General features: G+C 55.7%; 33 protein-coding genes. 14 read left to right on the top strand and 19 right to left on the bottom strand.

Going from position 1 to position 23970, the window contains the following annotated elements; genetic code table 11:
• Positions 1 to 149 precede the first annotated feature (149 nt).
• The 13 genes from ACWGZX_RS27925 to ACWGZX_RS27865 all read right to left on the bottom strand — a co-directional run bounded on the left by ACWGZX_RS27925 (position 150) and on the right by ACWGZX_RS27865 (position 7860).
• A complete protein-coding gene (locus tag ACWGZX_RS27925; RefSeq protein WP_452626363.1) occupies positions 150 to 890 on the bottom strand; it encodes a hypothetical protein in 741 nt (246 codons plus the stop codon).
• Between the two features lie 11 nt (positions 891 to 901).
• Positions 902 to 1216, bottom strand: a complete 315-nt coding sequence (locus tag ACWGZX_RS27920; protein ID WP_452626362.1) for a hypothetical protein — start codon at positions 1214 to 1216, stop codon at positions 902 to 904.
• Between the two features lie 89 nt (positions 1217 to 1305).
• Positions 1306 to 1632, bottom strand: a complete 327-nt coding sequence (locus tag ACWGZX_RS27915; protein WP_223512996.1) for a phage holin, lambda family — start codon at positions 1630 to 1632, stop codon at positions 1306 to 1308.
• A gap of 240 nt (positions 1633 to 1872) precedes the next feature.
• Positions 1873 to 2454, bottom strand: coding sequence for a hypothetical protein (locus ACWGZX_RS27910; RefSeq protein ID WP_452626361.1), 582 nt, complete (start codon positions 2452 to 2454; stop codon positions 1873 to 1875).
• A gap of 47 nt (positions 2455 to 2501) precedes the next feature.
• Positions 2502 to 2822, bottom strand: a complete 321-nt coding sequence (locus ACWGZX_RS27905) for a hypothetical protein (RefSeq protein WP_452626360.1) — start codon at positions 2820 to 2822, stop codon at positions 2502 to 2504.
• Entirely contained in the window at positions 2794 to 4122 is a 1329-nt protein-coding gene (locus tag ACWGZX_RS27900; protein ID WP_452626359.1) for a tyrosine-type recombinase/integrase, read from the bottom strand. The genes ACWGZX_RS27905 and ACWGZX_RS27900 overlap by 29 nt, the downstream gene beginning before the upstream one ends.
• Positions 4119 to 4328, bottom strand: a complete 210-nt coding sequence (locus tag ACWGZX_RS27895; RefSeq protein WP_452629077.1) for a hypothetical protein — start codon at positions 4326 to 4328, stop codon at positions 4119 to 4121. Before ACWGZX_RS27895 ends, ACWGZX_RS27900 begins: the two co-directional genes overlap by 4 nt.
• Before the next feature lie 29 nt (positions 4329 to 4357).
• Positions 4358 to 4858, bottom strand: coding sequence for a hypothetical protein (locus tag ACWGZX_RS27890; RefSeq protein WP_452626358.1), 501 nt, complete (start codon positions 4856 to 4858; stop codon positions 4358 to 4360).
• Positions 4858 to 5679 (bottom strand): replication protein P, encoded by an 822-nt coding sequence (locus ACWGZX_RS27885; protein ID WP_452626357.1) that lies wholly within the window; start codon positions 5677 to 5679, stop codon positions 4858 to 4860. Before ACWGZX_RS27885 ends, ACWGZX_RS27890 begins: the two co-directional genes overlap by 1 nt.
• Positions 5679 to 6425 carry a DnaT-like ssDNA-binding domain-containing protein gene (locus ACWGZX_RS27880; RefSeq protein WP_452626356.1) on the bottom strand — a complete coding sequence of 249 codons (747 nt, stop codon included), beginning with the start codon at positions 6423 to 6425 and terminating at the stop codon, positions 5679 to 5681. Before ACWGZX_RS27880 ends, ACWGZX_RS27885 begins: the two co-directional genes overlap by 1 nt.
• Complete coding sequence (locus ACWGZX_RS27875; RefSeq protein WP_452626355.1) at positions 6425 to 7132, bottom strand: phage antirepressor KilAC domain-containing protein; 708 nt, start codon at positions 7130 to 7132, stop codon at positions 6425 to 6427. Before ACWGZX_RS27875 ends, ACWGZX_RS27880 begins: the two co-directional genes overlap by 1 nt.
• 72 nt (positions 7133 to 7204) lie before the next feature.
• Positions 7205 to 7627 carry a phage regulatory CII family protein gene (locus ACWGZX_RS27870; protein ID WP_452626354.1) on the bottom strand — a complete coding sequence of 141 codons (423 nt, stop codon included), beginning with the start codon at positions 7625 to 7627 and terminating at the stop codon, positions 7205 to 7207.
• Between the two features lie 59 nt (positions 7628 to 7686).
• Entirely contained in the window at positions 7687 to 7860 is a 174-nt protein-coding gene (locus ACWGZX_RS27865; protein WP_150755804.1) for a Cro/CI family transcriptional regulator, read from the bottom strand.
• Between the two features lie 110 nt (positions 7861 to 7970).
• Here ACWGZX_RS27865 and ACWGZX_RS27860 point away from each other — a divergent pair, with 110 nt between their 5' ends.
• From ACWGZX_RS27860 to ACWGZX_RS27830, 7 genes are all read left to right on the top strand, one after another.
• Positions 7971 to 8624, top strand: a complete 654-nt coding sequence (locus ACWGZX_RS27860; protein WP_452626353.1) for a LexA family protein — start codon at positions 7971 to 7973, stop codon at positions 8622 to 8624.
• 210 nt (positions 8625 to 8834) lie between these two features.
• The gene (locus ACWGZX_RS27855; protein WP_320395208.1) at positions 8835 to 9086 is read left to right on the top strand and encodes a DUF1654 domain-containing protein; all 252 of its coding nucleotides are present in this window, start codon (positions 8835 to 8837) and stop codon (positions 9084 to 9086) included.
• Positions 9087 to 9822: 736 nt separating this feature from the next.
• Positions 9823 to 10182, top strand: coding sequence for a hypothetical protein (locus ACWGZX_RS27850; protein WP_452626352.1), 360 nt, complete (start codon positions 9823 to 9825; stop codon positions 10180 to 10182).
• Positions 10179 to 10415, top strand: coding sequence for a hypothetical protein (locus ACWGZX_RS27845; RefSeq protein WP_452626351.1), 237 nt, complete (start codon positions 10179 to 10181; stop codon positions 10413 to 10415). The genes ACWGZX_RS27850 and ACWGZX_RS27845 overlap by 4 nt, the downstream gene beginning before the upstream one ends.
• Complete coding sequence (locus tag ACWGZX_RS27840) at positions 10412 to 10873, top strand: hypothetical protein (protein ID WP_452626350.1); 462 nt, start codon at positions 10412 to 10414, stop codon at positions 10871 to 10873. The genes ACWGZX_RS27845 and ACWGZX_RS27840 overlap by 4 nt, the downstream gene beginning before the upstream one ends.
• A gap of 91 nt (positions 10874 to 10964) precedes the next feature.
• Entirely contained in the window at positions 10965 to 11312 is a 348-nt protein-coding gene (locus ACWGZX_RS27835) for a hypothetical protein (protein ID WP_452626349.1), read from the top strand.
• A gap of 26 nt (positions 11313 to 11338) precedes the next feature.
• Positions 11339 to 12154, top strand: a complete 816-nt coding sequence (locus ACWGZX_RS27830; RefSeq protein WP_452626348.1) for a YfdQ family protein — start codon at positions 11339 to 11341, stop codon at positions 12152 to 12154.
• A gap of 137 nt (positions 12155 to 12291) precedes the next feature.
• Here ACWGZX_RS27830 and ACWGZX_RS27825 read toward each other — a convergent pair whose 3' ends face one another.
• Together ACWGZX_RS27825 and ACWGZX_RS27820 are read right to left on the bottom strand one after the other, a co-directional pair.
• Positions 12292 to 12984, bottom strand: a complete 693-nt coding sequence (locus ACWGZX_RS27825) for a hypothetical protein (protein WP_452626347.1) — start codon at positions 12982 to 12984, stop codon at positions 12292 to 12294.
• A 225-nt stretch (positions 12985 to 13209) separates the two neighbouring features.
• Complete coding sequence (locus ACWGZX_RS27820) at positions 13210 to 14280, bottom strand: hypothetical protein (RefSeq protein ID WP_452626346.1); 1071 nt, start codon at positions 14278 to 14280, stop codon at positions 13210 to 13212.
• 47 nt (positions 14281 to 14327) lie between these two features.
• Between ACWGZX_RS27820 and ACWGZX_RS27815 the strand changes: the two genes are divergently transcribed.
• From ACWGZX_RS27815 to ACWGZX_RS27795, 5 genes are all read left to right on the top strand, one after another.
• Positions 14328 to 14507: a hypothetical protein gene (locus ACWGZX_RS27815; RefSeq protein WP_452626345.1), complete on the top strand. Its 180-nt coding sequence runs from the start codon at positions 14328 to 14330 to the stop codon at positions 14505 to 14507.
• Between the two features lie 120 nt (positions 14508 to 14627).
• On the top strand, positions 14628 to 14816 hold the full coding sequence (locus tag ACWGZX_RS27810) for a hypothetical protein (protein ID WP_452626344.1): 189 nt from the start codon (positions 14628 to 14630) through the stop codon (positions 14814 to 14816).
• Positions 14817 to 15003: 187 nt separating this feature from the next.
• Positions 15004 to 16206 carry a tyrosine-type recombinase/integrase gene (locus ACWGZX_RS27805; RefSeq protein ID WP_452626343.1) on the top strand — a complete coding sequence of 401 codons (1203 nt, stop codon included), beginning with the start codon at positions 15004 to 15006 and terminating at the stop codon, positions 16204 to 16206.
• 12 nt (positions 16207 to 16218) lie between these two features.
• Positions 16219 to 17808 (top strand): ABC-F family ATPase, encoded by a 1590-nt coding sequence (locus tag ACWGZX_RS27800; RefSeq protein ID WP_452626342.1) that lies wholly within the window; start codon positions 16219 to 16221, stop codon positions 17806 to 17808.
• Between the two features lie 290 nt (positions 17809 to 18098).
• A complete protein-coding gene (locus ACWGZX_RS27795; RefSeq protein ID WP_452626341.1) occupies positions 18099 to 19286 on the top strand; it encodes an MFS transporter in 1188 nt (395 codons plus the stop codon).
• 127 nt (positions 19287 to 19413) lie between these two features.
• On the opposite strand, the gene ACWGZX_RS27790 is transcribed toward ACWGZX_RS27795, so the two are convergent.
• Together ACWGZX_RS27790 and ACWGZX_RS27785 are read right to left on the bottom strand one after the other, a co-directional pair.
• Positions 19414 to 20451 carry an alpha/beta hydrolase family protein gene (locus ACWGZX_RS27790; RefSeq protein ID WP_452626340.1) on the bottom strand — a complete coding sequence of 346 codons (1038 nt, stop codon included), beginning with the start codon at positions 20449 to 20451 and terminating at the stop codon, positions 19414 to 19416.
• 250 nt (positions 20452 to 20701) lie between these two features.
• Complete coding sequence (locus tag ACWGZX_RS27785; RefSeq protein WP_452626339.1) at positions 20702 to 21313, bottom strand: FMN-dependent NADH-azoreductase; 612 nt, start codon at positions 21311 to 21313, stop codon at positions 20702 to 20704.
• 129 nt (positions 21314 to 21442) lie between these two features.
• Here ACWGZX_RS27785 and ACWGZX_RS27780 point away from each other — a divergent pair, with 129 nt between their 5' ends.
• Together ACWGZX_RS27780 and ACWGZX_RS27775 are read left to right on the top strand one after the other, a co-directional pair.
• Positions 21443 to 22351, top strand: a complete 909-nt coding sequence (locus ACWGZX_RS27780) for a LysR substrate-binding domain-containing protein (RefSeq protein ID WP_452626338.1) — start codon at positions 21443 to 21445, stop codon at positions 22349 to 22351.
• Entirely contained in the window at positions 22348 to 22707 is a 360-nt protein-coding gene (locus ACWGZX_RS27775) for an MmcQ/YjbR family DNA-binding protein (protein WP_150778473.1), read from the top strand. The genes ACWGZX_RS27780 and ACWGZX_RS27775 overlap by 4 nt, the downstream gene beginning before the upstream one ends.
• Here the strand turns inward: ACWGZX_RS27775 and ACWGZX_RS27770 are convergent.
• Both ACWGZX_RS27770 and ACWGZX_RS27765 read right to left on the bottom strand, forming a co-directional pair.
• A complete protein-coding gene (locus tag ACWGZX_RS27770) occupies positions 22704 to 23135 on the bottom strand; it encodes a DUF1294 domain-containing protein (protein WP_452626337.1) in 432 nt (143 codons plus the stop codon). The two genes, ACWGZX_RS27775 and ACWGZX_RS27770, sit on opposite strands and share 4 nt — an antisense overlap.
• A complete protein-coding gene (locus tag ACWGZX_RS27765) occupies positions 23132 to 23962 on the bottom strand; it encodes an undecaprenyl-diphosphate phosphatase (protein ID WP_223519685.1) in 831 nt (276 codons plus the stop codon). The genes ACWGZX_RS27770 and ACWGZX_RS27765 overlap by 4 nt, the downstream gene beginning before the upstream one ends.
• Positions 23963 to 23970: the final 8 nt, after the last annotated feature.

Below are 23970 nucleotides of genomic sequence, written 5' to 3'. Positions count from 1 at the left end.
AACCTCGATTCAAAAATGGGTCATATATAGCGAAGCAGCGGGGCCCGAATTACCCCCTAGCCCCCACCCCCTCGGGAGGACCCGTTAAATTCGCGCCGGGCAAACAAGTCAAGCAATACAGGCACAGAAACAGCCTTTCTTGCTCGTTGTCAGGGCTTGGCAGTGGCCATTGCATCGGCAAATGCACCGCGGAACTCAGCGCTGTAGTTGGCCTTGACGATGTTGTTCGCGATCTTGAAGAACGGGAAGATCGTGCGGTACATCGGCGCGCTGCGGCTGAACACAAACACCGGCCGGACTGCATCGCCGAACGCGGTTTCTTTGCGCTCCCACACCCCGGCCGTGCCATCGACAACGCCGGAAAAATAGCTGCGGGCATTGCCCTTGCGCTGGCTGCGCTTGCTGCCGGTGGCATTGGCTTTGTAGCCGCGTCGGCTTTCTGCCGCACCGAGGCCTGATAGGATTTTGTTCATCAAGCCGCGCGATACGTTGCCGTGCTTATCGAGGACATTCGGACTGGGAATAGCGTATTGCCCGGACCTCATCAGGCCGTTCGATATCAGCGATTTTTCAAAGCGCTTATGCGGACGTGGCCCGCCCCGGACGGTCTGCTGAAGATAGGTATCAGCGGGAATACCCGAGGTCCAAGAGTCCTTGAAATAGACTTCGGCTGGCTTGCTCTTGGTGGCGATTTTGACGAACAGGCTGTTCATCGTAGTCCGGGTTGGCCGGTCCAGGCGCTGAGCCATGACGGTCAGTTCACCCTTCTTGACCCGCCGGGCCAATCGGGTCGCCGTCAGGGCAAGCACATGAGGAATATGCTTTTTCTCCAACTCCATCAGCGCCTGTGACACAGGCAGCATGTCGGGCGTGATGTTGATTTTGACCATTTAGCGAACCATTACGGCAGGGATAAAGCTGTCTGGTGGCCTTCCAGACATGGAGCAGGCATCTCGCCGACCTGATGAAGCTGGGCGACCAGCAACTCATCCAGATGCTGCAAGAGACGGCCGAACACACTCAACGGTGCACCGGTCTCGTTTGCCCGGACGATTGCTGGGTCATATTGAAAAGTGGACAGCAGGCAGGTTGTCGACTCGATTGCCGCAATCAGCGGAAATTGAGAATAAGGTGAAAAACCCGCGAGCATTTCGATCGTTCCCGGCTTCGGTGGCTCACCAGGCACCAGTTCATCATTCAGCGTGGACTTGCTCATAGACTGACCTCTTAGAAACGAAAAGGCCCGCCGAAATGGCGAGCCTAGAAAAAATTGGCAAGTGTTCATGCTTCGTGAGGCATAGGCCATCACGGCGCCGAATCCGATTTAGGAATTTTGCTTTCAGCAATCCGATCAGCCCAGTGGGCGACCTTCTTCACGCCAAGGAAGCCCACCCAAATGCCGACTGGCTGGGCTAGCGACGGCGACAACCCCATCAGCTCGAACCCCCAAATAATGCTCAATGAAAGCAGGACACACATGGGGCCTTCGATCAGCGCGTCTTTCCAAGTGCCGCCTGTATAGAACACACGCAGCACGGTCATGCACAACGACAAAAATGCCGCCCAAATAGTTTGCGAATGCTGACTCAGCCACATGAATGCAATGGCCCAGGTATCGGGTTTGTCCGGCATGTTCAGGGGTCTCTTTTGCCTCCCGAGGCTCGGAAGAAGGATCACAAAAAAGCCCCGCACGATGGCGAGGCCCAGGTCGAAAGCGCTTTGGCTGCCCTGGGCAAACGCCTGACGGTTTCAGTCGAGACGGCCTAAACGCAAAAACCCCGCTCGAAGGCGGGGTTTTCTTTTATTTATGAGTAAGTTGCCGAAGGCAAAACTCTAACAGTGGCGAAATAGTGCCGCCAGCCGTGCGGGAAGTCAAGCCGCCTGTTTCATTTTGTAAATAACTCCCCCGATCGGGTTCAAAGCCTTCGCGTCGATGTCGTAGCAGGCATCAAAGCAGAGCTGCACAAACGGCTCCCAATCTCGGCCCCAGGCCGTGGATGGAAGCTTGATCCCGTACTCGGCATTCATCCAGGACCTGAATAGTTCAGGCTTGATCAACGGGTCATCATTGGCCGACTGGCCGCCCTGATGCATGTAGCGATAACGACGGAATACCCCTTTGGCCACGTACTCGGCGCGCTCCCTCTTGTCGGCTGTCATGCGTGGCGCCCGAGAGCATGCCAGATTAAACACGGCCTCTTCTGCCGCGTCCCGATCATCATCGGTAGGCTCAGATGCGTACATGGCGTTGCCGAATGCGCGCAACGTGTTGTGAAGACGGGCAATAGCCGACTGAACCTGGCCAGCTAACGTCGCATGGATAGCATGATCAGCTGTAGGTCCGCGTTCAGTTTTTTGCACCACAACACCCAGCACGGCAGCATCAGAGGACTGACCTGGGGCTGGGTTGTAGTTACAGTCATGCCATGCCTGGCGTGCGGAATTGATCTTCATGCATCCGCCCTTTTCAGTTCGTTGAACAGCGTCCGGTCAACCATCGTTCAATCCCCTGTGAAATTCGTTCCGCCGGCACCGCGACGGTTGTTCTGTTGGTAGTACTCGGCGGGGCCAGAAATCGACGATCCCTGCCGGAGCACTTCAATTTCGCGCTGAGCCTGCTGCAATTTAAAGCTCAATTGAGTCACCAACTCGTCCGAAGAAAGCACCAACCTGCTGCCCCGAATAACCCAACCTGAGCCGTTGCAAGCAGTACAAATCAACTCATAAAACAGCCCTTTCACTACCGCTTTGCCCTTACAGGTCGGGCAAGGCTCTAGCTCGATCCGAGGCCTCTTAAAGCCAAGCACCTGCCCTTTCTGCATGTTTTGAATCCTCTCCTGTGGTTGTTTCTTGAACGGCATCACAGGCCTTGTTCTTAAAGGCCTCCAGAGGTTTACCGGAATCTCCGGATCTAACACCGGTCAACCCGTGAATCAGGGAAAAACCCTTCTGATCTAGATGGATGTGCCATTGCTCCAGTGCATCGAGCTTGCGACTCATGACGTCCGACTGGATGTACACCTTCACGTTGTGGCCCATGGCGTGGTTGATCAGTAGCTCGCCGATCAGGTGGTCAATGCCGATATCTGCCCAACTGGTGCGGGCCAATTTGCGTAGATCGTGGCTGGTCCATTCGCCTTGCCCCAATCGGGTAAATGCAGCACTGGCCTGCCCTTCACTGAGAGCCTTGCCATGGCGCGCCGGGAACAGGAATTGGCCGTCATACCCCTTGGTCTGCTGAATGTCGCGATAACGAATCAGCAGCTCGCGCACCTGGTCCGTCAGTGGCAGGTGATGCTCGACACCAGTTTTGGTGTGCTCCGCCGGGATGAACCACTCGCGCTCCGCCAGACTGATATGCGACCAGCGTGCCTGCCGGGTTTCGCCGATACGCGTGCCATGACATAGCATCATCAGCGCCAACATGGCGTCGGCCGGCGCCGTCAGCACGACCTGGGACAACTGCTCCAGTAACTGCGGCAACTGAACACCGCGCAACCGGCCAGGCTTGGCTCCGACTTTCGTCTTGCTGAAGTCGCTGAATTTGATTCCCGCCATCGGGTTAACGCGGATAAAACCGAGCTTGAACGCTTGGCGCATCGCCTGGACCAGAAGCTTGAACACCAGCTGCACGTAACCCGCTGAGTAGTTTTCCTGCAATGGCCAGATCAGCTCGCTGTCGAGCATGGCTTTGTTGATATCGCTGAGAGGCAGATCACCCAGACGCGGCATCAAGTGACGTTTGATGGCCGAAGCGGCAGTGCTCTTGCGCTTGCTGGAAAGGCTGCGATCACGGGACATGCGTTCGGCGTACCATCCCAACAGCTCGCTGGTCGTGCCCCACTTGGACAGCGCCGAACCTTCGTTGGCAGCCACCCGCAAACGCACTGTTGGCAGTGCCGTGACCACTTGCTTGGTGCTGAGATCAGGGAAACCGCCGATACGGTGCCAGGTGCGTTTGCTGAGCAGGTACCATGAGCCACGGGAACGGTTCTTCGCAAAGCGAAAGTGCAACGCCGGGTGACTGGCATCGCGCAGATCTCGAACATGCAGCTTCTTGGCGTTGCGTTCGATCTCGGCATCCGACAGCTTCACCGTCAGGGTTTTCGCCAAGGCCGTCATTTTTGGGCTCCGTGAGGATCATCAAGGTCAACGACTTGAAACGTGGTCGGCCACATCCAGGCGCCGTAGCGCTCGGCCATTGCCTGGTCAACGAACAGCGCCAAAGCGTGGTCGGGGGTGCTGCCCATATCCATCTTGAACGAGCAGCAGAACACGGCGAACCGATAGTTCGCCGGGTTTGGCACAGCCAGGCGGCGATCAGGCATATCCAAACCGATCGCCAAGCGCTTGCGCATTAGCCCCCCTTCAGCAGAGATTGCAGGAGCTTGAATTTTTCGAGTGATTCAGCGGTGGACTCACGCTCGGCCTCGACGGAAAGCGCCACTTCCTCGATACGCGCCGCCAGCTTTTTCATGCGCTGTCCGACCTCCTCGGCAAAGTGGATAACTTCGCCAGACAGCATTGCCAACGTATCCAGAGCGCTGGTCTCGGCTTTTTGAATGGTCATGGTGGCCGACTGGGTTGGTTTTGACATGCTCTGCTCTCTCGGGGATTTGATGGTGATGGCGGTACGTTGGAAATGACCGTTAACGGGTTCGCGAATCAGACCTGACTCCTTCAGCTCGCCCAAGCCACGACGTATAGCCGGGAACTGGGCACCGGTGGCTTCGGCAGCCATCAGCGAATTGAAAATATCGTGGGCACTCCAGCTTTCCTGAATTGGCACGACCTGAAACACTTTGCGGGCGAGCGACGATTGCCCGGCGAGCATGTTTTGTTGCTTGGCTGCATTCATCAGAAGCCACCTGTGGGATTGAATGGATCAGGGAGGGAGTTCAAGCGGGTACGTGGAAGCGAGGCTTGTTGCTGCTCGCGTTTGCCCGGGCCACTGGCAAAACGAGCCAGCAGCTGGGCGCGGGCGACCTTGCCGTCAAGCGGGATCGACTGTTGCGACATGGTCATCAACAACCGCGCCTCGCCGTACTCTTCCGCCAGCTGCGTTTCGAGCTTTTGCGAGTCGTGGCCGATGCCAATGGCGATGTCTTCGAGCGGTTGTCCGCTGACCAACATCCGGATGGTGATGTCATAGGCGCGATCAAAGACCTTGCTGGCCTTCTCGGACACCAGGCTGTTCAGGTTATGCATCTCACATTGCAGCGCGGCATGGCGTATCGCCGGGTGCGACCACTCGCGGGACAACGCTCGGCTCGGGTCCAAATTGATCAGCGCTTCACGGAAGGCCTTATCGTGCGAAGGAATGCCCAGCATTTCAGGCGTTGGCTGACACCACTTCACAAACTTACCGACGCTCGGCGCGAAATCGCCGCCGTGCTGTCGGCAGTTCTGCAAGCCGTACCGAATCTGCTCGAGGGTATTGATCCCGGCGACGATGAATGCCTTGACCCAGCTGCGTTTCGCAGCCCGTAGGGCTTCATCATCGGGCCACGCCTGTTTCCAAGCCGGGAAGATCGCTTGCAGTTCCTTGAACAGCGCGTTGACGACGTCAGCGGTACCAGGCGGCAATTGTTTCGGCAGTTCCAGCGTCACGGGCGGTAGGTTGCCCATTTTGCTCAGCAGCTGGTTAGCGCTCTGGGGGACGCGCTTGGCTTGGTTCATCACAAGTCACCCAGGTCATCGGACCAGCTGGTGTCGTCGAAATCCGGGCCGTTCACCTGCTTCATGGGGAATTGGCGAACATTGGAACTGGCCGATTGGGCAACATCGCGCTTGATCCACTTCACGAGCAGGCTGACCCAGGCTGCTTGCGTCTCGACACGACCACTGGCTGTGTAATGGCAAACGAAAGCAGCAGTGGCCTCCGGGGTGAACATCGCCGCCGGTAGGGCCATCCTTAGCGCGTAGGCCTGCAAGAGTTGTTGATCAGGCACCCATTCAAGCGACATCTCGACAGGCTCCAAACGATCGCTCGCGCCTAGTGTGTTGTGTTGATCTTTATTCTTCTCTACATCTTCTTTAGGTAACGCACCGCTAACGTTCGCAGCGTTACCTTTTGCGTTACCTGCCTTGTGGTTTGCCACTCGTTTTGCAGTGAGAAGCCTGTTTTTAGCGGTCTTGCCATTGTGACGGTCGAAGTGAGGAAGGCTGATCACACCGTCGGCCTCGATCATCCAAGTGACAGATTTCATGTGTTCGCAGAAACCGATAACGCCAACAAGACGATCGAGTAACTTTTTGCTAACGCTCGGAGCGTTACCATTTTCGGTTTGTTGGTCGAACCAGCCCCACACGCGCATCAGTTTGCCGACAACCGCATCAGGATCGATGTCGGCCAAGTCAGCGATCTGGCAGACCTCGGGCTTGTCCAAGGTGGTGAGTTCGAATTTGATCCAGTCGCCGGCCATTACGCGACCCTCTGCATGTTGTAGGAAGCCCACTTGCCAGCGATCCACTCAACCCCTTTTGGGGTGAAGCGGGCTTGTGCGAAAGCGTGGCTGCTGCGTTCGGAGGTGCCGGTTTTCACTTCAAACCGGCCGGCGTCGAGGTGGGGCTGTTTCGGCGTGAGTTCGCCGTTCAGGTAATACATGACACCTTTGTCGATGAGCATCTGCCGGAACGATCGCTCGTTGGCCTTCAGAACTTTGGCGACCTGACGGAAGCCGAGAAGGCCGGTCGATTCGACGTAGCGATCAACAAACTCCGCTTTTGGCGCAGCCAACGCCAAAGCCTGGCTCGCTACTTGACTCCGCTCGTATTGCTCTGCCCAGGCTCTTGCCGCAGCAGCCGGACTGGAAAAATCAGGAAGGTCTGTCGTGACGTTGTGTCGTGACACGTTTTCAAGTTCGTTCAAACGTGTCACGACACGATGGCGCAACGGCACGCTATAGCCGGTGAGAAGAGTTTCCGTGAGGATTCGATCTAAGAAGAATTCGGTTTGGCGTCGATTGGAGTCATCCAGATAGATGCGCTCAAAACTGAGCGCATCTAATCCAAGCTCAAAAAGCATCTTCTGAGCATCACGCTTGACGTTTTTGTGTTCTTTTCCGCAGAGCTGGGCGATCTCCCGGCTCGACATGGTGACCGTATTGCTTGGAGCGACGATCGTGTTCATAATGGCCCCCTCTAGTGTTTTACTGCTGTTGAAAAAGCCGACCTTCTCCGTCGGCTTTTTTGTGTCTGCGATTCAGGCAGCCTTTAACGACACACGGAGAACCTGCAGCGCGTCGATTGCCTCAAGGATTGCTTTATCGCCTTGAGCCTTTTCGTGCTGACTGATGTGGTTGTCCTCGGCAGCATCGAAGATCAGTCGGCCAACATCTCCGCATTCAGCAGAAAGATGACCCAGCGCTACCATCAGCGGTTTGGCCGACGGCTTCTCGCGGGACACCAGGTCAAAACAGAACTCGTCGGCCAGCGCAGCAAGTGGGCGCATGTCGCCTGAGTGCAGCAACAGCGCATAGAGATGTTTAACGTTCATCCAGTGACCATCGTCGTCTGGATTCGCGCGCTGGAGCAGGCTCACGGGCGGCATATTCATCAGCGTCGCAAGCTTCTTGGTATCCGCGTCCTTGACCACGTCGTGACAGGCCCTAAAGAAACTTTCCATTCGTAAAACCTCAGATTTGTTTCCGTAGCGATTTGCCAGCAGATTGGTAAAAATTCGTCTCACCGAACGGTTCGAGCGGCTTTGAACTTTCCTTTAGAAAGAACCTGAATTTGGTACTGACGGGACTCCGGAATTGTTTCCCCCCACATCGTCACGGCGCTGGGATGAATACCTAACGCCACTGCTAGTTTTTTCTTGCTGCCGAAATGTTCGGCAACCTCACGCGTATTCATTGCGCATTCCTCGTTCAAGCGTGCCGCAATTTCAGCATGCTTAAGTTATTGCGTCAACGAGGATTTAAAAGCTCTGCATACTTAAATTCAGCTAACTTAATATTGGCGTCATGGATAGACACGAACGTATTGCCCGAGCCATCGCGCTCAGCGGGAAAAAGAAAGGCGAAATCGCGTCCCTATGTGGGGTTGCGAACTCTGCTGTGACGCAGTGGATTTCAGGGGAAAGTAAAAGCCTGCGCCCTGAAAATCTTTATGCGTTAGCTAAGGCGACTGGCTTCCGCGCTGAATGGCTCGCTATAGGTGAAGGCGCAGAAACGGAGCTTTCCGATTCGAACGTGAAGGACACACGTCAACCAGTCGAGTCGTTTCGATACCCGGTAATCAGCTGGGTTGCCGCTGGTGCATGGGCGGAAGCAATCGAGCCCTTCCCTCCTGGGTTTTCAGATCGATACGAGCTATCGGACTACAACTCAAAGGGCCCGGCTTTCTGGCTTGAGGTGAAGGGCGACTCGATGACATCTCCGGTCGGGACAAGCGTTACTGAGGGAACGCTGATCCTGGTTGATACCGAGGCTGACGTTCAGTCCGGAAAACTAGTGGTGGCCAAATTGGCTGACAGTGACCAGGCTACCTTCAAGAAGCTCGTGGATGACGGTGGTCGACGTTACTTAAAGCCTTTGAACCCTGCCTACCCTACAGAGATGTGCGCAGAGAACTGCCGAATTGTTGGAGTCGTGGTTAGGGCGCTACAAAAGTTATAGGGCGTCCATCCTGCCTGCCTTTATAGAGCCCGCCATGCGCGGGCTTTTCTTCTTCGGTCCACTCAAGTCTTTCACTCCTCTTACGTCCGCGGTGTGCGTTTCTCTGTTTTGCACAAAGCTTTTTCAACTGGCTGAAATGGGATATCCCAGCACGTCAAACATTTGACATTTTATGGGGGGCTTCCAAACGATAAAACTAAGGATCACTGCATGCATCGCCCCCCTCCTCCTGCAAGCTCAGTTGGGACCTCCTGTGAGCTTATACGCCGACGTATCCAACACCTGATCTCTGCACCGGATGCGCAGAAAACCCAATCCATCGTAATCACCAGGTCAGAGGACGAATCTGCTGAAGCGTGGCTACATATCCTTCATGAAATTGAAGAAACCGACGGGATCAGAATGGATCGCCTAGAAAGTGGCGTAGTAAGGATCGGGTGGCGACAGTACTGCGAATCGTGAATTGAGCCCGCCAATGAGCGGGCTTTTTTACGCCCATAAATTTCAGGTTGCTGAATTATTAATTCAGCATACTTGACTCTTCTATTTCAGCTTGCTTAAATTACCCCAAGCCAAGCGAAACCGGCCAGCAGCGAAAGCCGCGCCACTCTTTAACAGTCAGCGCAACAAACAACAGACCGCATTGCCTCTAACGGCGACCGGCGAGCAGACAGGCCCGAAAGCCTGCCCACGACAGGAACAACCTGGACGGCTGCTCGATGGTGAAAAGCCAGTACCGTGTGAATGACCCGGCAAGCAATGCGCCCCGCCACTCCGGCGGAAATAGGACGAACTGCATCACTGCACGTCAGCCTGACGATAACTGCCCGAGCACTTGGTACTCCCCAGCACCAGGCCGCATCGGTGAGCTCTGAAGCACAACGATTGTTGGATGGTCTCTGTGCCATCGCTTCAGAGTTCACCGATGCGGACGAAATCCCGGCTTATACCGGCCACCTGCATGCAACAAACCAGAGTACGGCGAGCGCCCGCCAAGATGCCAACGGCGCGCATTCGAGGATGACCGTCATGAAATAGACCATAGCCCAAAGATCACTGCATCTGCGAAAGGCCCGAACGTCCAACGGGCCTTTCTTTTTCACGCCTTTATCCGTCAGCACTCTCCCCTGCGCCCAACGGCAACCAGCGGACGGCCCGAGTGCTGACGAATAACCGCAACTCACATGAAGGAATCGTGATGAACCAAACCATTCGCCAAAAACAAGCGGTCCTGCAGGTGTTGCGGGATCGACTCTCAATGTCCACCTCGGAGATGTACCAAATGATTGGTCAGGAAGAGCCTATTCGGCCGCTTCGCTTCACCCTAGTCCCACTGGGCGCGAACAAGTTCGATGTGATAGAGCGCTCGACCGGCCTTTCTCGCGGTGCCCAAGCAGGTCATGACTGCGCCTGCCGTTACGCGCAACAGCTTGAAAAAAACGCCGATGTCCTCGATTCAGTTGGCGTGTCTGTCCGCCGCTTCGGTCGCCTCATGCTGCGCTGGGTTGGCGGCTTTGCCGTGTTACTCGGAGCGTTCGCTTTCTTCGGAGCGCAATGATGATTGGCGGCTCTGTTCCTGATCCGCACCTGCAGGCGCAGGCCGACATCAATCGCAAGATTGCCGAGTTCTTCCGTGTCGGCGGCAAGGTCACCGAAGCGCCAGGCTACGAACCTCAGCATCCGCCGCCACGGTCAGCTGCGATTGATCCTGAAGCCGTGTTGAAACGGCGACGTCCCTCCCCGACACAAGCCGAACACAAAGGGCCGCAAAAGCTTGCGGAGACAAAATGAGCAAGCGGAAGCCACACAATATGCGCGCTCGAATCGAGCGAATGAGCCGGGCACGGCTTAACACCCATCATGTCGCAGTAATCCACATTGATCCTAGCGGATGCCAAGGGATGATCAACTGGAAGACGTGTAGGAGCATCCCGCCAGGGCAACGCATGGCCGAGGCAGTCTGCGACGTTGCCCACCGCTGGACGATCTATGTCAGCGCCCAGTGCCGCGATCAGAATGGCCATCGCTACACCAAATCGGTCGAGGTTGCGCCCCAAGGCAATTATCTGGCCGCCCACCTCGAGGACGTGATCGAGGACACCTACAAAGCCCTGGTCGCCGAGAGCAATCCGAATCATCGGGTCGCGTCGGGTTGGATCGCCATTCCCGCCGACATCTCGCTGACTGAAGAACAGGCCGCCCGGATGTTCGATGCCGTGGGCGTATGGAGCCAGCAGATAGCAGCATGAGACGTGTCAGCAACCAGCGACGCCAGCGCCTTCGTCAGCCTCAATTTCACCTTCCCCCTAGCGGCCTAATGGCCATCCCGGAGAAACAGCCATGCCTACCCCAACCGACACCGCAGAGTTCCTCGAAGAGCTGAACGGCGGCGCATTCGCTAACCAAATAGGCCACGCCCTTTCCGAAGTAGCCGCCGGGGTGGTTGATCACGGCAAGACCGGCAAGCTGGTCATTACCCTGGACTTCAGCCAGATCGGCGAATCGAGCCAGGTAAAGATCAAGCACAAGCTCGACTACAAGGTGCCGACCAAGCGTGGCACCCGCAGCGAGAACACCAGCCTGGATACGCCAATGCACGTCGGCTCCGGTGGAAAGATCACCCTCTTCGCCGAGAAGCACGACCAGCTCTTCAGCCGTGAACAAGCCCCTATCACTCCCCGCTCCTAACCGCCTGACCATCAAGGAACTGACCAATGTCTCTGACCAAAGAAGCGATCCAGCTCATTACCGACACCGCACTCGAAGCGAGTGGTAAAGCGCTGGCCACCCAAACGCCGACCATCGTGCTGCCCGAAGGCTGCCAAGTGGTCACTCTGGAAAAATGGCAGGCCGGTCGCAGCCGTTTCCGTGGCATCTACTCCACCCACTCGCTGGCTGACTTCAGCGCTTACGTGGCTGGTCGGGCGGTACCGAATGCAAAAGGCTTCATCGATCAGGACGAAATGACCTGCACGCTACTGTTCAACCTGGGCACTGACGAGTTACCAGGTCACGCTGATGACCGCGCGATTCTGCGACTGAAACCTACGGCCGGCTACAAGTCTGCGCAGGCCATCGGCGGACGCGCAATGTCGCAAAGGGACCTCAGCGACTGGATCGAAGATTGGAATCAGTTCCTATCAGCGACTGACGAGAGCGGTGGCAGCATGACCATCGCCAAGGCAATCGCAGCGGTACGGACCATTACCATCAAGGCCGCTTCCGAGTCGGACCACACCGTCAGCGAGACCAGCGCCAGCCGCAGCACGCTCGACCAAATCGAGGCACGGAGCAAAGAAACGCTACCTGCGACACTGCTGTTCAACGTAATCCCATACGAAGGCTTGACCGAAAAGCAGATCATGCTGCGCGTGTCGGTGATCACCAGCGGCGCTCAACCGGTTCTGAAACTGCGCTGGGTTGGGGAAGAGGTTCAGCGCGAGGACATTGCACAGGAGTTCAAGACCGTACTCCAGCAAAAAATTGGCGATGCTGCCGCGCTGTCTTTAGGTGCTTTCGATCCGAAGTAAGTGCAACTCGTCACCGCATGCAACTTTGGGCGCCTGGCCAATGGTCACCGAGGCCTGCGCCCGCATCAACTTCGCCATGAACAAACCTCACGACGCCGAAGGAAAAATCTATACCGCCTGAGATTTAGACCGAGGCATCAATCTATGTAACGATGCCTCTTTACTCCATCCTTAAGTTCGATGATTCCTCTCTTCAATGTAAGAGTCTGCGATGCAAATTGCTCAACAGGCACGATGGTCGTGATATCACTCAAATCTCCTAGATTTAACTCCAACGCACCTTCAGAATTCAAGATTTCAGAGTTAGCCCCCAAGCAGAACCTGTATTCTCTCTGCCACGCATACTCAATATCTTTTCTGAAAAGTCCGACGACACCGTTATGAGCGTTCATATCTACATAGTCAACTTGCCCATGGCCGCCTTCAAAAAATGGAGAACTGTACAGATGAGGGTTTGAAATAATTGCGGCGCTCAATCTCTTTGAAAACTCTACATTACTCTTGATGACCAGTACGTAGTCACCAAATTTTTTGAAATCAGCGCTCAAACTGACAGCCCCTTTCTGTTCCCCAGCTACCAAGCCATCGGGACCATCAGCTATAGCAGCCATACAAAAGACAAAAATATTAGCTGGGTTAGGTAGATCGACATGCAATACGGCGTCAGGCCCTAATGAAACTTCTTCGCCATTAATCTCTATAAAAAGCTCACCAACCTGTTTTCCGCCTAGCTGACTATGAAATTTTAAATAATTCTTCTCTAAAACATCCTTTCTTAACGCAGTAGATTCTTCGCCTTTTAGCCCTGAAAAATAACTCAAACTATTCATATACATTTTCCCTTTCTGAAAATCTTCCAGATGGAAAAGTGAACCAGCTCGAAACAGCAGCCAACACTGACGGTTCGGACTTCGATCTGGGAACGTGTCCGTACTAAGTAAACCAGAAAACCCCATAACTTCTCCTATTAATAAATTATAATCCGGCTCCATGCCGGGCCGAACACAAATACCGCACTTCAACGAATCACACCAGCCGGCAAGCTAAACGCCCTATCACTTGCGGATTTTACCCACTAATTCGGCAAGCTTATCTAAACCGTCGAATGTAGAAGGTATAGCGCTTTCATCATTAACTATGCCGCTGAACACAACCTGTTCAAAACGTTCAAGAAGCCCCTTGCTTCCTTCAGGTGCACCTTTTGAGTATTCCGCATAGCTCTGCACAAACTGGCAAAGTGTCATCCGCAAATCAATTTGGAGCAGCTGAGCTTTAACAGAGCGAAAGTTTTGGAGGGCGACTCTGAAAAAATAAAGAAGCAGCAATTCCAAACCAGCTAGAGCAGCAAGACCAATGAGGTCTGGCTCAGATTTTGGCGTGGCATTTAGCAAGCTTGAGAATTTAACAACCACGGGGACGAGCAACAAGAAACCAAGCACGAGGAGAAAAAAGAAGTTCCACCTTCTTTCCGCCACTTTTGTAACCTTCAGACTTTTGAAACCTGAGTAAAGCCCAACAAAATTGAACGCTGTTTCATACGTCTCAAGCTTTTCAGCCAATGCGTTCACCCTAGTTTCTCTATCTAGAATTGCTTTTTCAGCGTTTTCCCGTTCAGTTTCTGAACGTTGAATAACCTCCGGCAAATTTTTCAAAGATGCCAAACTTGGGTGATATAAGTAATGCTGGACAATGTTAATTAACATCTGGTGGCCAGCATATCTAACTTGAGTGGCCGCAGTACTATATTCAAAATCAGACACACGAGACAGAATCGACAGAAGCTCGGATGAAATCTGATGAGGACTACTGAGCTGATATTCAATTACAAACCGGTAGCAATAAGAAAAAAGATGCTCGGCGTCTTCCTCGATCAAGTTAAAGCTTCCCACATTATCCATGAACCGATCGCCTAACGCAGCAATATTCATAATACATCTTTCATCAAAGCTTTCTGGATCACTATGAATGTGGAAAAGCGTGACCCCAATAAACTCAAGCAGGAATTTATGCTTAAAATTATCGCCATCTCTTATTGCATCCAACCCACCACGAACCTTGTTCATAATATTAGATAAGATTTGCTTGTTACGATCAGTGGCAAAATAGCTAGTGATTGGACTACTCATATTTTTTCCCATTCCCAAAAGGCCAAATATACCGTCGAGGTATCCCCATGCCCACAGAAAACAAAATCGCTGAGCCGGAGCGCAGCCTGGCCACCGCCAGCGCTCTCGACGCCGATACCTGGTCCGACGTCGTGAAGCGCCTACGTCATGACTGCGTCGGTGCTGGCGTTCGAGATCACTGCACCGCCAACGCAATCTTCATCGTTCAGGTCAGGCTCATCACCTAGCCGCCCAGCTGAACTCCAGCCTCTACAAGGTCAAGGAGCTGAACGTTCTGTAGTCAGCCCCGCAGTAATTCCCTCCCCTTCAAAGTCAGCCGCCATAGCGGCAAGGACAGGTATTGCCACATGAAACCAACAGTCGTACTCACCGGCAAAGCGGTCGTGAATTTTCGAAAGGTCATTGTGAATATGGATGACAACGAGGTCGCGGAGTTGTTGGCGAGCAGCGATCTGCGGGAGTCGCAAATCGACGACGATGACCTGCTTGATATCGAATGGATTCATGACGATGTCGACATCAAGGTGAAGTCATGAGCGCCCTCGCAAATCAGCAGGTCTACCAGGTACCCGACCTCGACAAAGTAACTGAAAAACAAATGGCTGAGCGTTTGGGTACCACAACCAAAGCCCTGCAAACGCGACGAAGCCGAAACCAAATTCCTGAGGGGGTTTGGAACAAATTCGGCCACAACATTACGTATAGCATTAGGAGATACGACGAATGGCTCGAAAGCCTTTGGGTTTGCCCGCCGGGTTGGAAATCAGGGGCGATACCATCCGCATCCGTTTTAGTTGGGACGGTAAGCGTCGATCAGAAACACTCACGCTGCCCACAACGAAGACGGGCATCAAGGCTGCCACCAGTCTTAGAGATCAAGTAATCAGCCTGATCAAGCATGGATTACTGGACGAAGCAAAATACGCTGAATTGTTCCCCGGTTCGGTTCTGTCTGGGGGCAACGAAGTGTTATTCGGGGAGTATGCCCAGGCATGGCTGAGCGCAAGAGAGATAGAGGAAGGCACGCACCTGAATTACAAAAGCGCGCTGAACTTGTACTGGATGCCTTACCTCGCGCTAACACGCATGAGCGCTATCAGCACAATGACCCTTCGCAAGATCATTGGGGAAATCGAGTGGTCATCACCTGGCGTGAAGCGCAATGCGATGGTTCGGCTTAGCACTATTCTGGATGACGCGGTACGGGAGGAACTCATCGGGAAGAATCCCGCAGAGCTATTGGACGCGCCGAAACGCAAGAGAAATGAGCCCGACCCATTCAGTCTGGATGAGGCCAACAAGATAATCGCAGAGCTCTACAGCATGGAGCACTGGCCGAGCACGATCTATGCGGCATTCTTCGAGTTCGCCTTCTTTACCGGAATGCGCCCGCAGGAAATTATTGCGCTTCGCTGGGATGAGGTCGACAAGGAAAAACGCCAAGTGCATGTCTGCCGGGCGATAGCCCAGGGGATCATCAAGGAGCGCACCAAGACGAAGAAAAACCGACATGTGCTGCTCAATGATCGCGCACTACACGCCCTGAAGTTCGCGGAGCAATATGCGAAACGCCGGAAAGCTGGAAGCGGTTCGGTCAAGGACTTCCCCTACGTTTTCCCACCTTCAAAGATGAGCGAGCACATCCGGCAGACCTCAGATCTGCACAAGCAGTGGGGCCCCGTGTTGAAGAAGCTGACGATCCGTTATCGACCGCCGTACAACTGCCGTCATACTTATGCGACAATATGCATAATGTCTGGCATGAATCCCGCCTTTATTGCCCAACAGCTCGGACACAGCGTCCAGATGCTGCTCTCGACTTATGCGCGCTGGTTGAACTCTAGCGGAGACTGGGGCGAGATGGAAAAGCTCAAAAATGCCCCAGGATTGGCCCAAACGCCAAATGCGCGGCTCGCAACCCATTGATAGGTAAAGTAATTGATCTCCACAGCTAACATCACGATGCAGTTCGGCGCCAAGCCGCTATTCGAAAACGTTTCGGTCAAATTCGGCGCGGGCAACCGCTACGGCCTGATCGGCGCCAACGGTTGCGGCAAGTCGACTTTCATGAAAATCCTCGGTGGCGACCTTGAGCCTTCCGGTGGCCAGGTCATGCTCGAGCCGAACGTGCGTCTGGGTAAATTACGCCAGGACCAGTTCGCTTACGAAGAATTCACCGTGATCGACACCGTGATCATGGGTCACGAAGAGCTGTGGAAGGTCAAGGCCGAGCGCGACCGTATCTACTCGTTGCCGGAAATGACTGAAGAAGACGGCATGGCCGTGGCCGAGCTGGAAACCGAATTCGCCGAAATGGACGGCTACACCGCCGAATCCCGTGCCGGTGAATTGCTGCTGGGTCTGGGTATCGGCATCGAGCAACACTTTGGCCCGATGAGCGAAGTGTCTCCAGGCTGGAAACTGCGCGTATTGCTGGCGCAGGCGCTGTTCTCCGATCCAGAAGTGCTGTTGCTCGACGAACCGACCAACCACCTGGACATCAACACCATCCGCTGGCTGGAAAACATTCTGACCCAGCGCTCCAGCCTGATGATCATCATCTCTCACGACCGTCACTTCCTGAACAGCGTGTGCACCCACATGGCTGACCTGGATTACGGTGAGCTGCGTCTGTTCCCGGGCAACTACGACGAGTACATGACCGTGGCGACCCAGTCCCGCGAGCAACTGCTGTCGGACAACGCCAAGAAGAAAGCGCAAATTTCGGAACTGCAATCGTTCGTCAGCCGCTTCTCGGCCAACGCCTCGAAAGCCAAGCAGGCCACCTCCCGTGCCAAGGCGATCGACAAGATCCAGCTGGCCGAGGTCAAGCCTTCGAGCCGTGTGAGCCCGTTCATCCGTTTCGAACAAACCAAGAAGCTGCACCGTCAGGCGGTCATCGTCGAACGCATGGCCAAAGGCTTCGACGGCAAGACGCTGTTCAAGGACTTCAGCTTCCAGGTTGAAGCTGGCGAGCGCGTAGCGATCATCGGCCCGAACGGTATCGGTAAAACCACCCTGCTGCGCACCCTGGTCAACGAACTGACCCCGGATGCCGGTACTGTGAAGTGGACCGACGCCGCGGAACTGGGTTACTACGCCCAGGACCACGCGCACGACTTCGAAGACGACTGCAACCTGTTCGACTGGATGGGTCAGTGGACTCAGGGTGGCGAGCAAATCGTTCGCGGCACCCTCGGGCGCATGCTGTTCTCCAACGACGAGATCCTCAAGTCGGTCAAGGTCATCTCCGGTGGTGAGCAAGGTCGCATGCTGTTCGGCAAGCTGATCCTGCAAAAGCCGAACGTGTTGATCATGGACGAACCGACCAACCACTTGGACATGGAATCCATCGAGTCGCTGAACCTGGCGTTGGAGAACTACCCGGGCACGCTGATCTTCGTCAGCCACGACCGTGAGTTCGTATCGTCGCTGGCCACCCGCATTATCGAACTCAGCCCTAGCGGCGTGATCGACTTCAGCGGCACCTATGATGATTACCTGCGTAGCCAGGGTGTAGTGTTCTAAGCGTTCGCAATAAATGAAAAGCCCTGTCCTGGTGACGGGGCTTTTTGCATTTCAGCGCTGAATATTTTTCGGTGCAGAGGACCTCTTCGCGGGCAAGTCGGATCGCCGCATCGCTCGCTCCTACAGGATTTGCGTCGTGCGCAATTGTTGTGGACGACTTTGATCCCGTAGGAGCGAGGCTTACCCGCAAAGGGGCCCTCAGACACAACGAATATAGTTAGCCTGCTTTCTTTTATTTCACTCCCAAGCCATGATGCAGTTCTCCCTCCGCCGCCCGCGAACGAGCCCACATGTCTGCGCCGCAACAGCCCCCGCAAAGCTCCCTGGCGATCACCCTGCAGATCGTCTCCATCGTTTTTTATACTTTTATTGCCTTCCTCTGCATCGGCCTGCCGATTGCGGTGTTGCCGGGGTATGTCCATGAGCAACTGGGTTTCAGCGCGATCATCGCGGGGCTGACCATTGGCTCGCAATACTTGGCCACCCTGCTCAGCCGGCCCATGGCCGGGCGCATGTCGGACAGCATCGGCACTAAGCGGGCGATTATTTACGGGTTGACGGGGATTGTGTTGAGCGGCGTGTTGACGTTGCTTTCGACGTTGTTGCAAAGCTTGCCGCTGCTCAGTCTGTTGGTCCTGATCGCCGGTCGCTTGTTACTTGGGATCGCCCAAGGACTGATCGGTGTCGGCACCATCAGTTGGTGCATGGGCCAGGTCGGGGCTCAACACACGGCCCGTTCAATCTCCTGGAACGGCATTGCGTCTTACGGCGCCATCGCTATTGGCGCACCGCTGGGCGTGGTAATGGTCTCCGAGTATGGTTTCGCCAGTTTAGGGATCGCTCTGTCGCTATTAGCGCTTGTCGCGCTGCTGCTGATCCGCAACAAACCTTCAGTGCCGGTGGTTCGCGGCGAGCGGCTGCCGTTTTGGGCAGTGTTCGGGCGCATTGCACCGTTTGGGGCGGGCCTGAGCCTGGCCTCCATCGGTTACGGCACGCTGACCACCTTTATTACCCTGTATTACGTCAGCCGTGGCTGGGCCGGCGCCGCGTATTGCCTGACGGTATTTGGCGTCTGCTTTATTTTGGCGCGACTGCTGTTCATCTCCAGTATCAGCCGTTTCGGCGGATTCACTTCAGCCATTGTCTGCATGAGCATCGAAACCGTGGGCCTGGGGCTGCTGTGGCTGGCCCCTTCGACCGGCTATGCGTTGATCGGCGCTGGCCTGACCGGTTTTGGCTTGTCGCTCGTCTATCCGGCGCTGGGTGTTGAAGCGATCAAACAGGTGCCCAATTCCAGTCGCGGCGCAGGTTTGAGTGCCTATGCGGTATTTTTTGATCTGGCACTGGCAATCGCCGGGCCGTTGATGGGCGCAGTGGCGTTGAACCTGGGGTATACGTGGATTTTCTTTAGTGCGGCGTTGTTGTCGGTGGCCGGATTAGCGCTGACCCTGTTACTGAAACGCCGCGCAATGGCCTGATACCCACAATCCTGTAGGAGCCGAGCTTGCTCCGGGCGGCGTTCCGACGATGGCGGCGTCACATTCAACACATGCGTCGCCAGACAGACCGCCATCGTCGGAACGCCGCCCGGAGCAAGCTCGGCTCCTACTGATCAGCGGTTTGCAGGCCCGCCCGGGTTGCGATGCCCAGCGAGCGAGTGAAAAAACGCCCGGCCTCGGAAATCATGTCGCGATGAATGCCTTCACGGTCGACACCATCGGCGTCGGTACACAGTGCCGGCATGGCAATGATCTGTTCTTCGTTGCACGGCGCCATGAACACGAAATGCCCCGCGCCAGCCAGCAATTTGAAATCCGGTGCGATCGGCAGTTTGCGCGCAAGCGCCGCAGCGTTTTTATCGAACGCCACCAGTTTGTCGCCATCGCCACTGTAAAGCAGTACCGGCACATGCACGTCTGCCAGCGTTTGACGGCCGAACTTCAAACTCAACGGCGCCATCAACAGCAAGGCATGCACGCGCGGGTCGGCCACGGGTTGCAGGTCATCGCGGTCGACGATCAGTTCGCCTTGGGTGTTGCAAGCATCGTGGTCGTCCGGACGCTCGTGGCAATAGCGGCGCAGGCGATCCAGGTCCGGTGTGGCACCTGAAAGAATCAACGCCGTCTCACCGCCCGCCGAATAGCCAATCACCCCGACCTGATTGGCATTGACGAACGGCGCGAGCATGCGATCGCCCAAGGTGGCGGTAATGGCTTCGGAAATCTGGATGGGTCGGCCGTAAAGATTACTCAACGTACCGAGGCGACTGTGGTCTTTGGAGTTGTCGCCGGGATGGAACACCGCGACCACCACAAAGCCTTTGCGCGCCAGCGAAGTGGCGAGGTAATGCAGGGCCAGCGGGGTTCCGGTGTTGCCATGGGACAGCATCAGCATCGGGAAGCGCCCGATTGCCACAGGAATGTCTTCCCCGGCTTCGACCGTGTAGCCCTCGATATTACTGGTGTGTTCTCTGGCACTGGAGGGATAGAACGCGATGGCGTGCATCGGTTGCAAATCGAGGGGGTCGAGAAAACTCATCTCATGGAAGCCGACGCTCCAGTGAGGATGCGGCGCAGGCGCGGCGTGAACTGAATTCAGGCTGCTGAGCAGGCAAAACAGTAACGCTGCACAAAGACGCACCATAAGGATGCCCCACCATTTGTTACTTGACCGGAAAGCCCGTTCTCCTCGGTTTATCGAGGCAGCGGCCTTGTACCAGCAATTTGCGGCCACCAAGGTCGTTGCAGAACGGGAACGTTAACCCCGTGCTGCATAATCTGGGCCACAACCCGTAACAGTCAGACACAAAAAACTCCGCATCTGCCACTTGCGTGATCAGAATACAGAGTTTTTTGGGTATTACCTGAGCAGTTTGACGTCTTTTACGCAAGCCTTACGCAGCGGCAAACAATTGCTCGCTGATTTGCGCTTGAGCGTCGCTCATGGCTTTAGTACGCACTTCGTCACCGTAGGCCAGGCCTTGGGCACGGACGAACTCGATGTCGGTGATGCCGATGAAGCCGAACAGCACTTTCAAGTACTCTTCGTGAGCCACGCCCGTGGCTTGGCCGGCATGCAGGCCACCGGAAGTCGAAACAATCACGACTTTTTTGCCACCGCACAGGCCTTCAGGGCCGGCTTCGGTGTAACGGAAGGTCTGTCCGGCAACGGCGATGCGATCGATCCAGGCCTTGAGTTGGGTCGGGATGGTGAAGTTGTACATCGGTGCGGCAATCACGACAGCATCGGCTGCGAGGAATTCGGCCAGGGTGGTGGCGCTCAGTTCGGCTTCGTGCTGTTGCGCGGCGTTGCGCAGTTCGGCGGTAGTACCGGCGGCGACCAGCGTTGTGGCAGAGAAATGGCTGATGGCATCGGCGGCCAGATCGCGGTAAGTGACCACAGCGTTCGGCTCTGCGGTTTGCCAGGCTTTAACGACTTCGCTGCTCAGCAGACGGGAAGCCGAGTTGTCACCAAGAATGCTCGAATCGATATGCAACAGTTTCATGTGGGATCTCCAGGTGAGGACCGCCACGGGGCGATCTGATGGAAAGAATCCTACAGACGAAACCAATAACTGATTAGACCGCAACAATGCGATAGTTCGTCCCACTGATAGAACAATTGGACTGCCGTCATGCAAGACCTCAACGATCTCTACTATTTTGCCAAGGTGGTTGAAGCCGGCGGCTTCGCGGCCGCCGGGCGTTTGCTCGGGATACCCAAATCACGCCTTTCACGGCGCATTGCCGAACTGGAAGAACGCCTTGGCGCGCGTCTGCTGCAACGCACCACCCGCCAACTCAAGCTGACGGCCGTGGGCGAGCGCTACCTGCGGCACTGTCAGGCAATGCTGCTGGAAGCCGAAATGGCCGATGAAGCGGTGGCCAGCATGTCCAGCGAACCGCGCGGGCGACTGCGGGTGTCCTGCCCCGTCGGCCTGGCACATGAGAGATTGCCGACGGTCATCGCACGGTTTCTTGAGAAATACCCCCAGGTACAGCTGGAAGTCATGTTGGTCAATCGCCGGGTCGACCTGGTGACTGAAGGTGTCGACGTCGCCTTGCGCGTGCGTGAGTTGGGCGACGAAGATCCGTTATTGGTCACTCGACGCTTACGCCAGGCGCAAATGGTCATGGTCGCCACCCCCGAATTTTTGCACGGACGGGAAGTCAACCAACCCGACGACCTGAAGAACCTGCCAATACTCGGCGCCCTCGAAGCCGACCGCATGGTGCATATCCGCCTGCTGGATCAAAAGGGCAAAAGTCTTGAGCTGAGCCTGGAAGCGCGGCTGGGCATCGACGACTTCATCGTGCGCAAGGCCTGCACCCTCGCCGGTCAGGGCTTTACCTTGCTGCCTATGATGTATTGCGAGCAGGAGCTGGAATCGGGCTCGCTGGTACAACTGCTACCCCAATGGTCATTGCCGGGCGGCTGGCTGCAAGCGGTATACCCTCACCGGCGCGGGGTGATGCCCGCGGTTCGTGCCTGGCTCGACCACTTGATCGAATCATTCAACGCCTGTGGGGACCGACTGATATGAAGGCAGCACGTATGAGCGAAGAGGACGTCGCACAGTTCTGTCTCGCGCTGCCGGGTGCGCGGGAGGACTATAAGTGGGGCGGTGTGCGGGTGTTTTCGATTGCCGGGAACAAGATGTTCGCGTTGCAGAACCTGCGCGGCGACTCCCTGGCCTTCAAAGTCGACAAGGACCTGTTTCTGGGGCATTGCGACCGGCCGGGCATCCACCCAGCCCCCTATTTGGCGAGAGCCCAGTGGATCATCATGCAAACGCCCTACCCGCTGGGTGCCGAAGAGCTGCAAGGCTTGTTGCAACGTTCCCACCAACTGGTGGTGAGCAAGTTGCCCAAGCGCACCCAAGTGGGATTGCTGCTTTAAAGCAATGCCAGCAGGTTCGCACCGAGGAACAACTGGTCGATCCAGAACACCTCGTGCAGCAACACAATCAGCCAGAACAGCAGCTGATAGGAGACTTTGCGAGTCTTGTGTCGAAACACCTGCTGGGCCAGCAAGGCACCGGGCCAGCCACCCGCCAGTTCAACCGCGTGCAAGACGTTTTCCGGCGTACGCCAGCTGTCGGCGCGGGCCTTGCGCTTGTCGCTCCAGTACAGGAAAAACGCCAGTACACTGACGATTCCGTACGCCGCCAGCGGAATCAACGACACCCCGCGCAGCCAGAGCGACACCGAACCAAACATCGGCAGCGCGCAAAGCACTGCAAAAACCAGCAGTTTCAGCCGTAGATTCTGAATGTTCTCTCCCCCGGACCTGCGTCCGGGGTTGCGGCGCGTGCCGGCGTCACTCATGGCTTGACCGCAGACCAGTCGACCCAGCCAAACTGCCAGGTCGCCAAAATCACCAGGCCGAACACGATTCGATACCAGGCAAACGCCGCGTAGCTGTGGCTGGCGATGAACTTGAGCAGGCCTCTAACGGCAATCATCGCGAAGATGAAGGCCGTCACGAAACCTATCGCGAACACCGGAAAATCCGCGGGCACGAACAAATGACGGTATTTGAAACCCGAATACACCGCCGCAGCGACCATGGTCGGCATCGCCAGGAAGAACGAGAATTCGGTAGCAGTCTTACGCGACAGGCCGAACAGCAACCCGCCAATGATGGTCGATCCGGAACGCGAAGTACCCGGAATCATGGCCAGGCACTGGGCGAAACCGACTTTCAGCGCATCTTGCCACGTAATCTCGTCGACGGTTTCCGCATGCACCTCATGTTGGCGTTTCTCGGCCCACAACATAATGATCCCGCCCACCACCAGCGCCGTGGCGACGGTAATCGGGTTGAACAGATAATGGTGAATCAAGTCGGAGAAAATCACCCCCAATACCACGGCCGGCATGAAAGCAATCAACAGGTTGGCAGTGAAACGTCGAGCGCTCGGTTGCGTCGGCAAACCGGTGACCACATCGAGAATCTTGCGGCGGAACTCCCACACCACCGCCAGGATCGCACCCAACTGGATAATGATGTTGAACGCGATAGCGCGTTCACCACCAAAATCGAGCAAGTCGGCCACGATGATTTGGTGCCCGGTACTGGAAATGGGCAGAAACTCCGTCAGCCCTTCCACTACGCCAAGTATCAATGCCTGAAAGGCAGTCCACAGATCCATCAATCCCC

The sequence above is a fragment of the Pseudomonas sp. CLCA07 genome, from assembly GCF_053615335.1.
The sequence above is the reverse complement of the archived record's forward strand: the minus strand, read 5'-3'. Positions and strand labels throughout refer to the sequence as shown.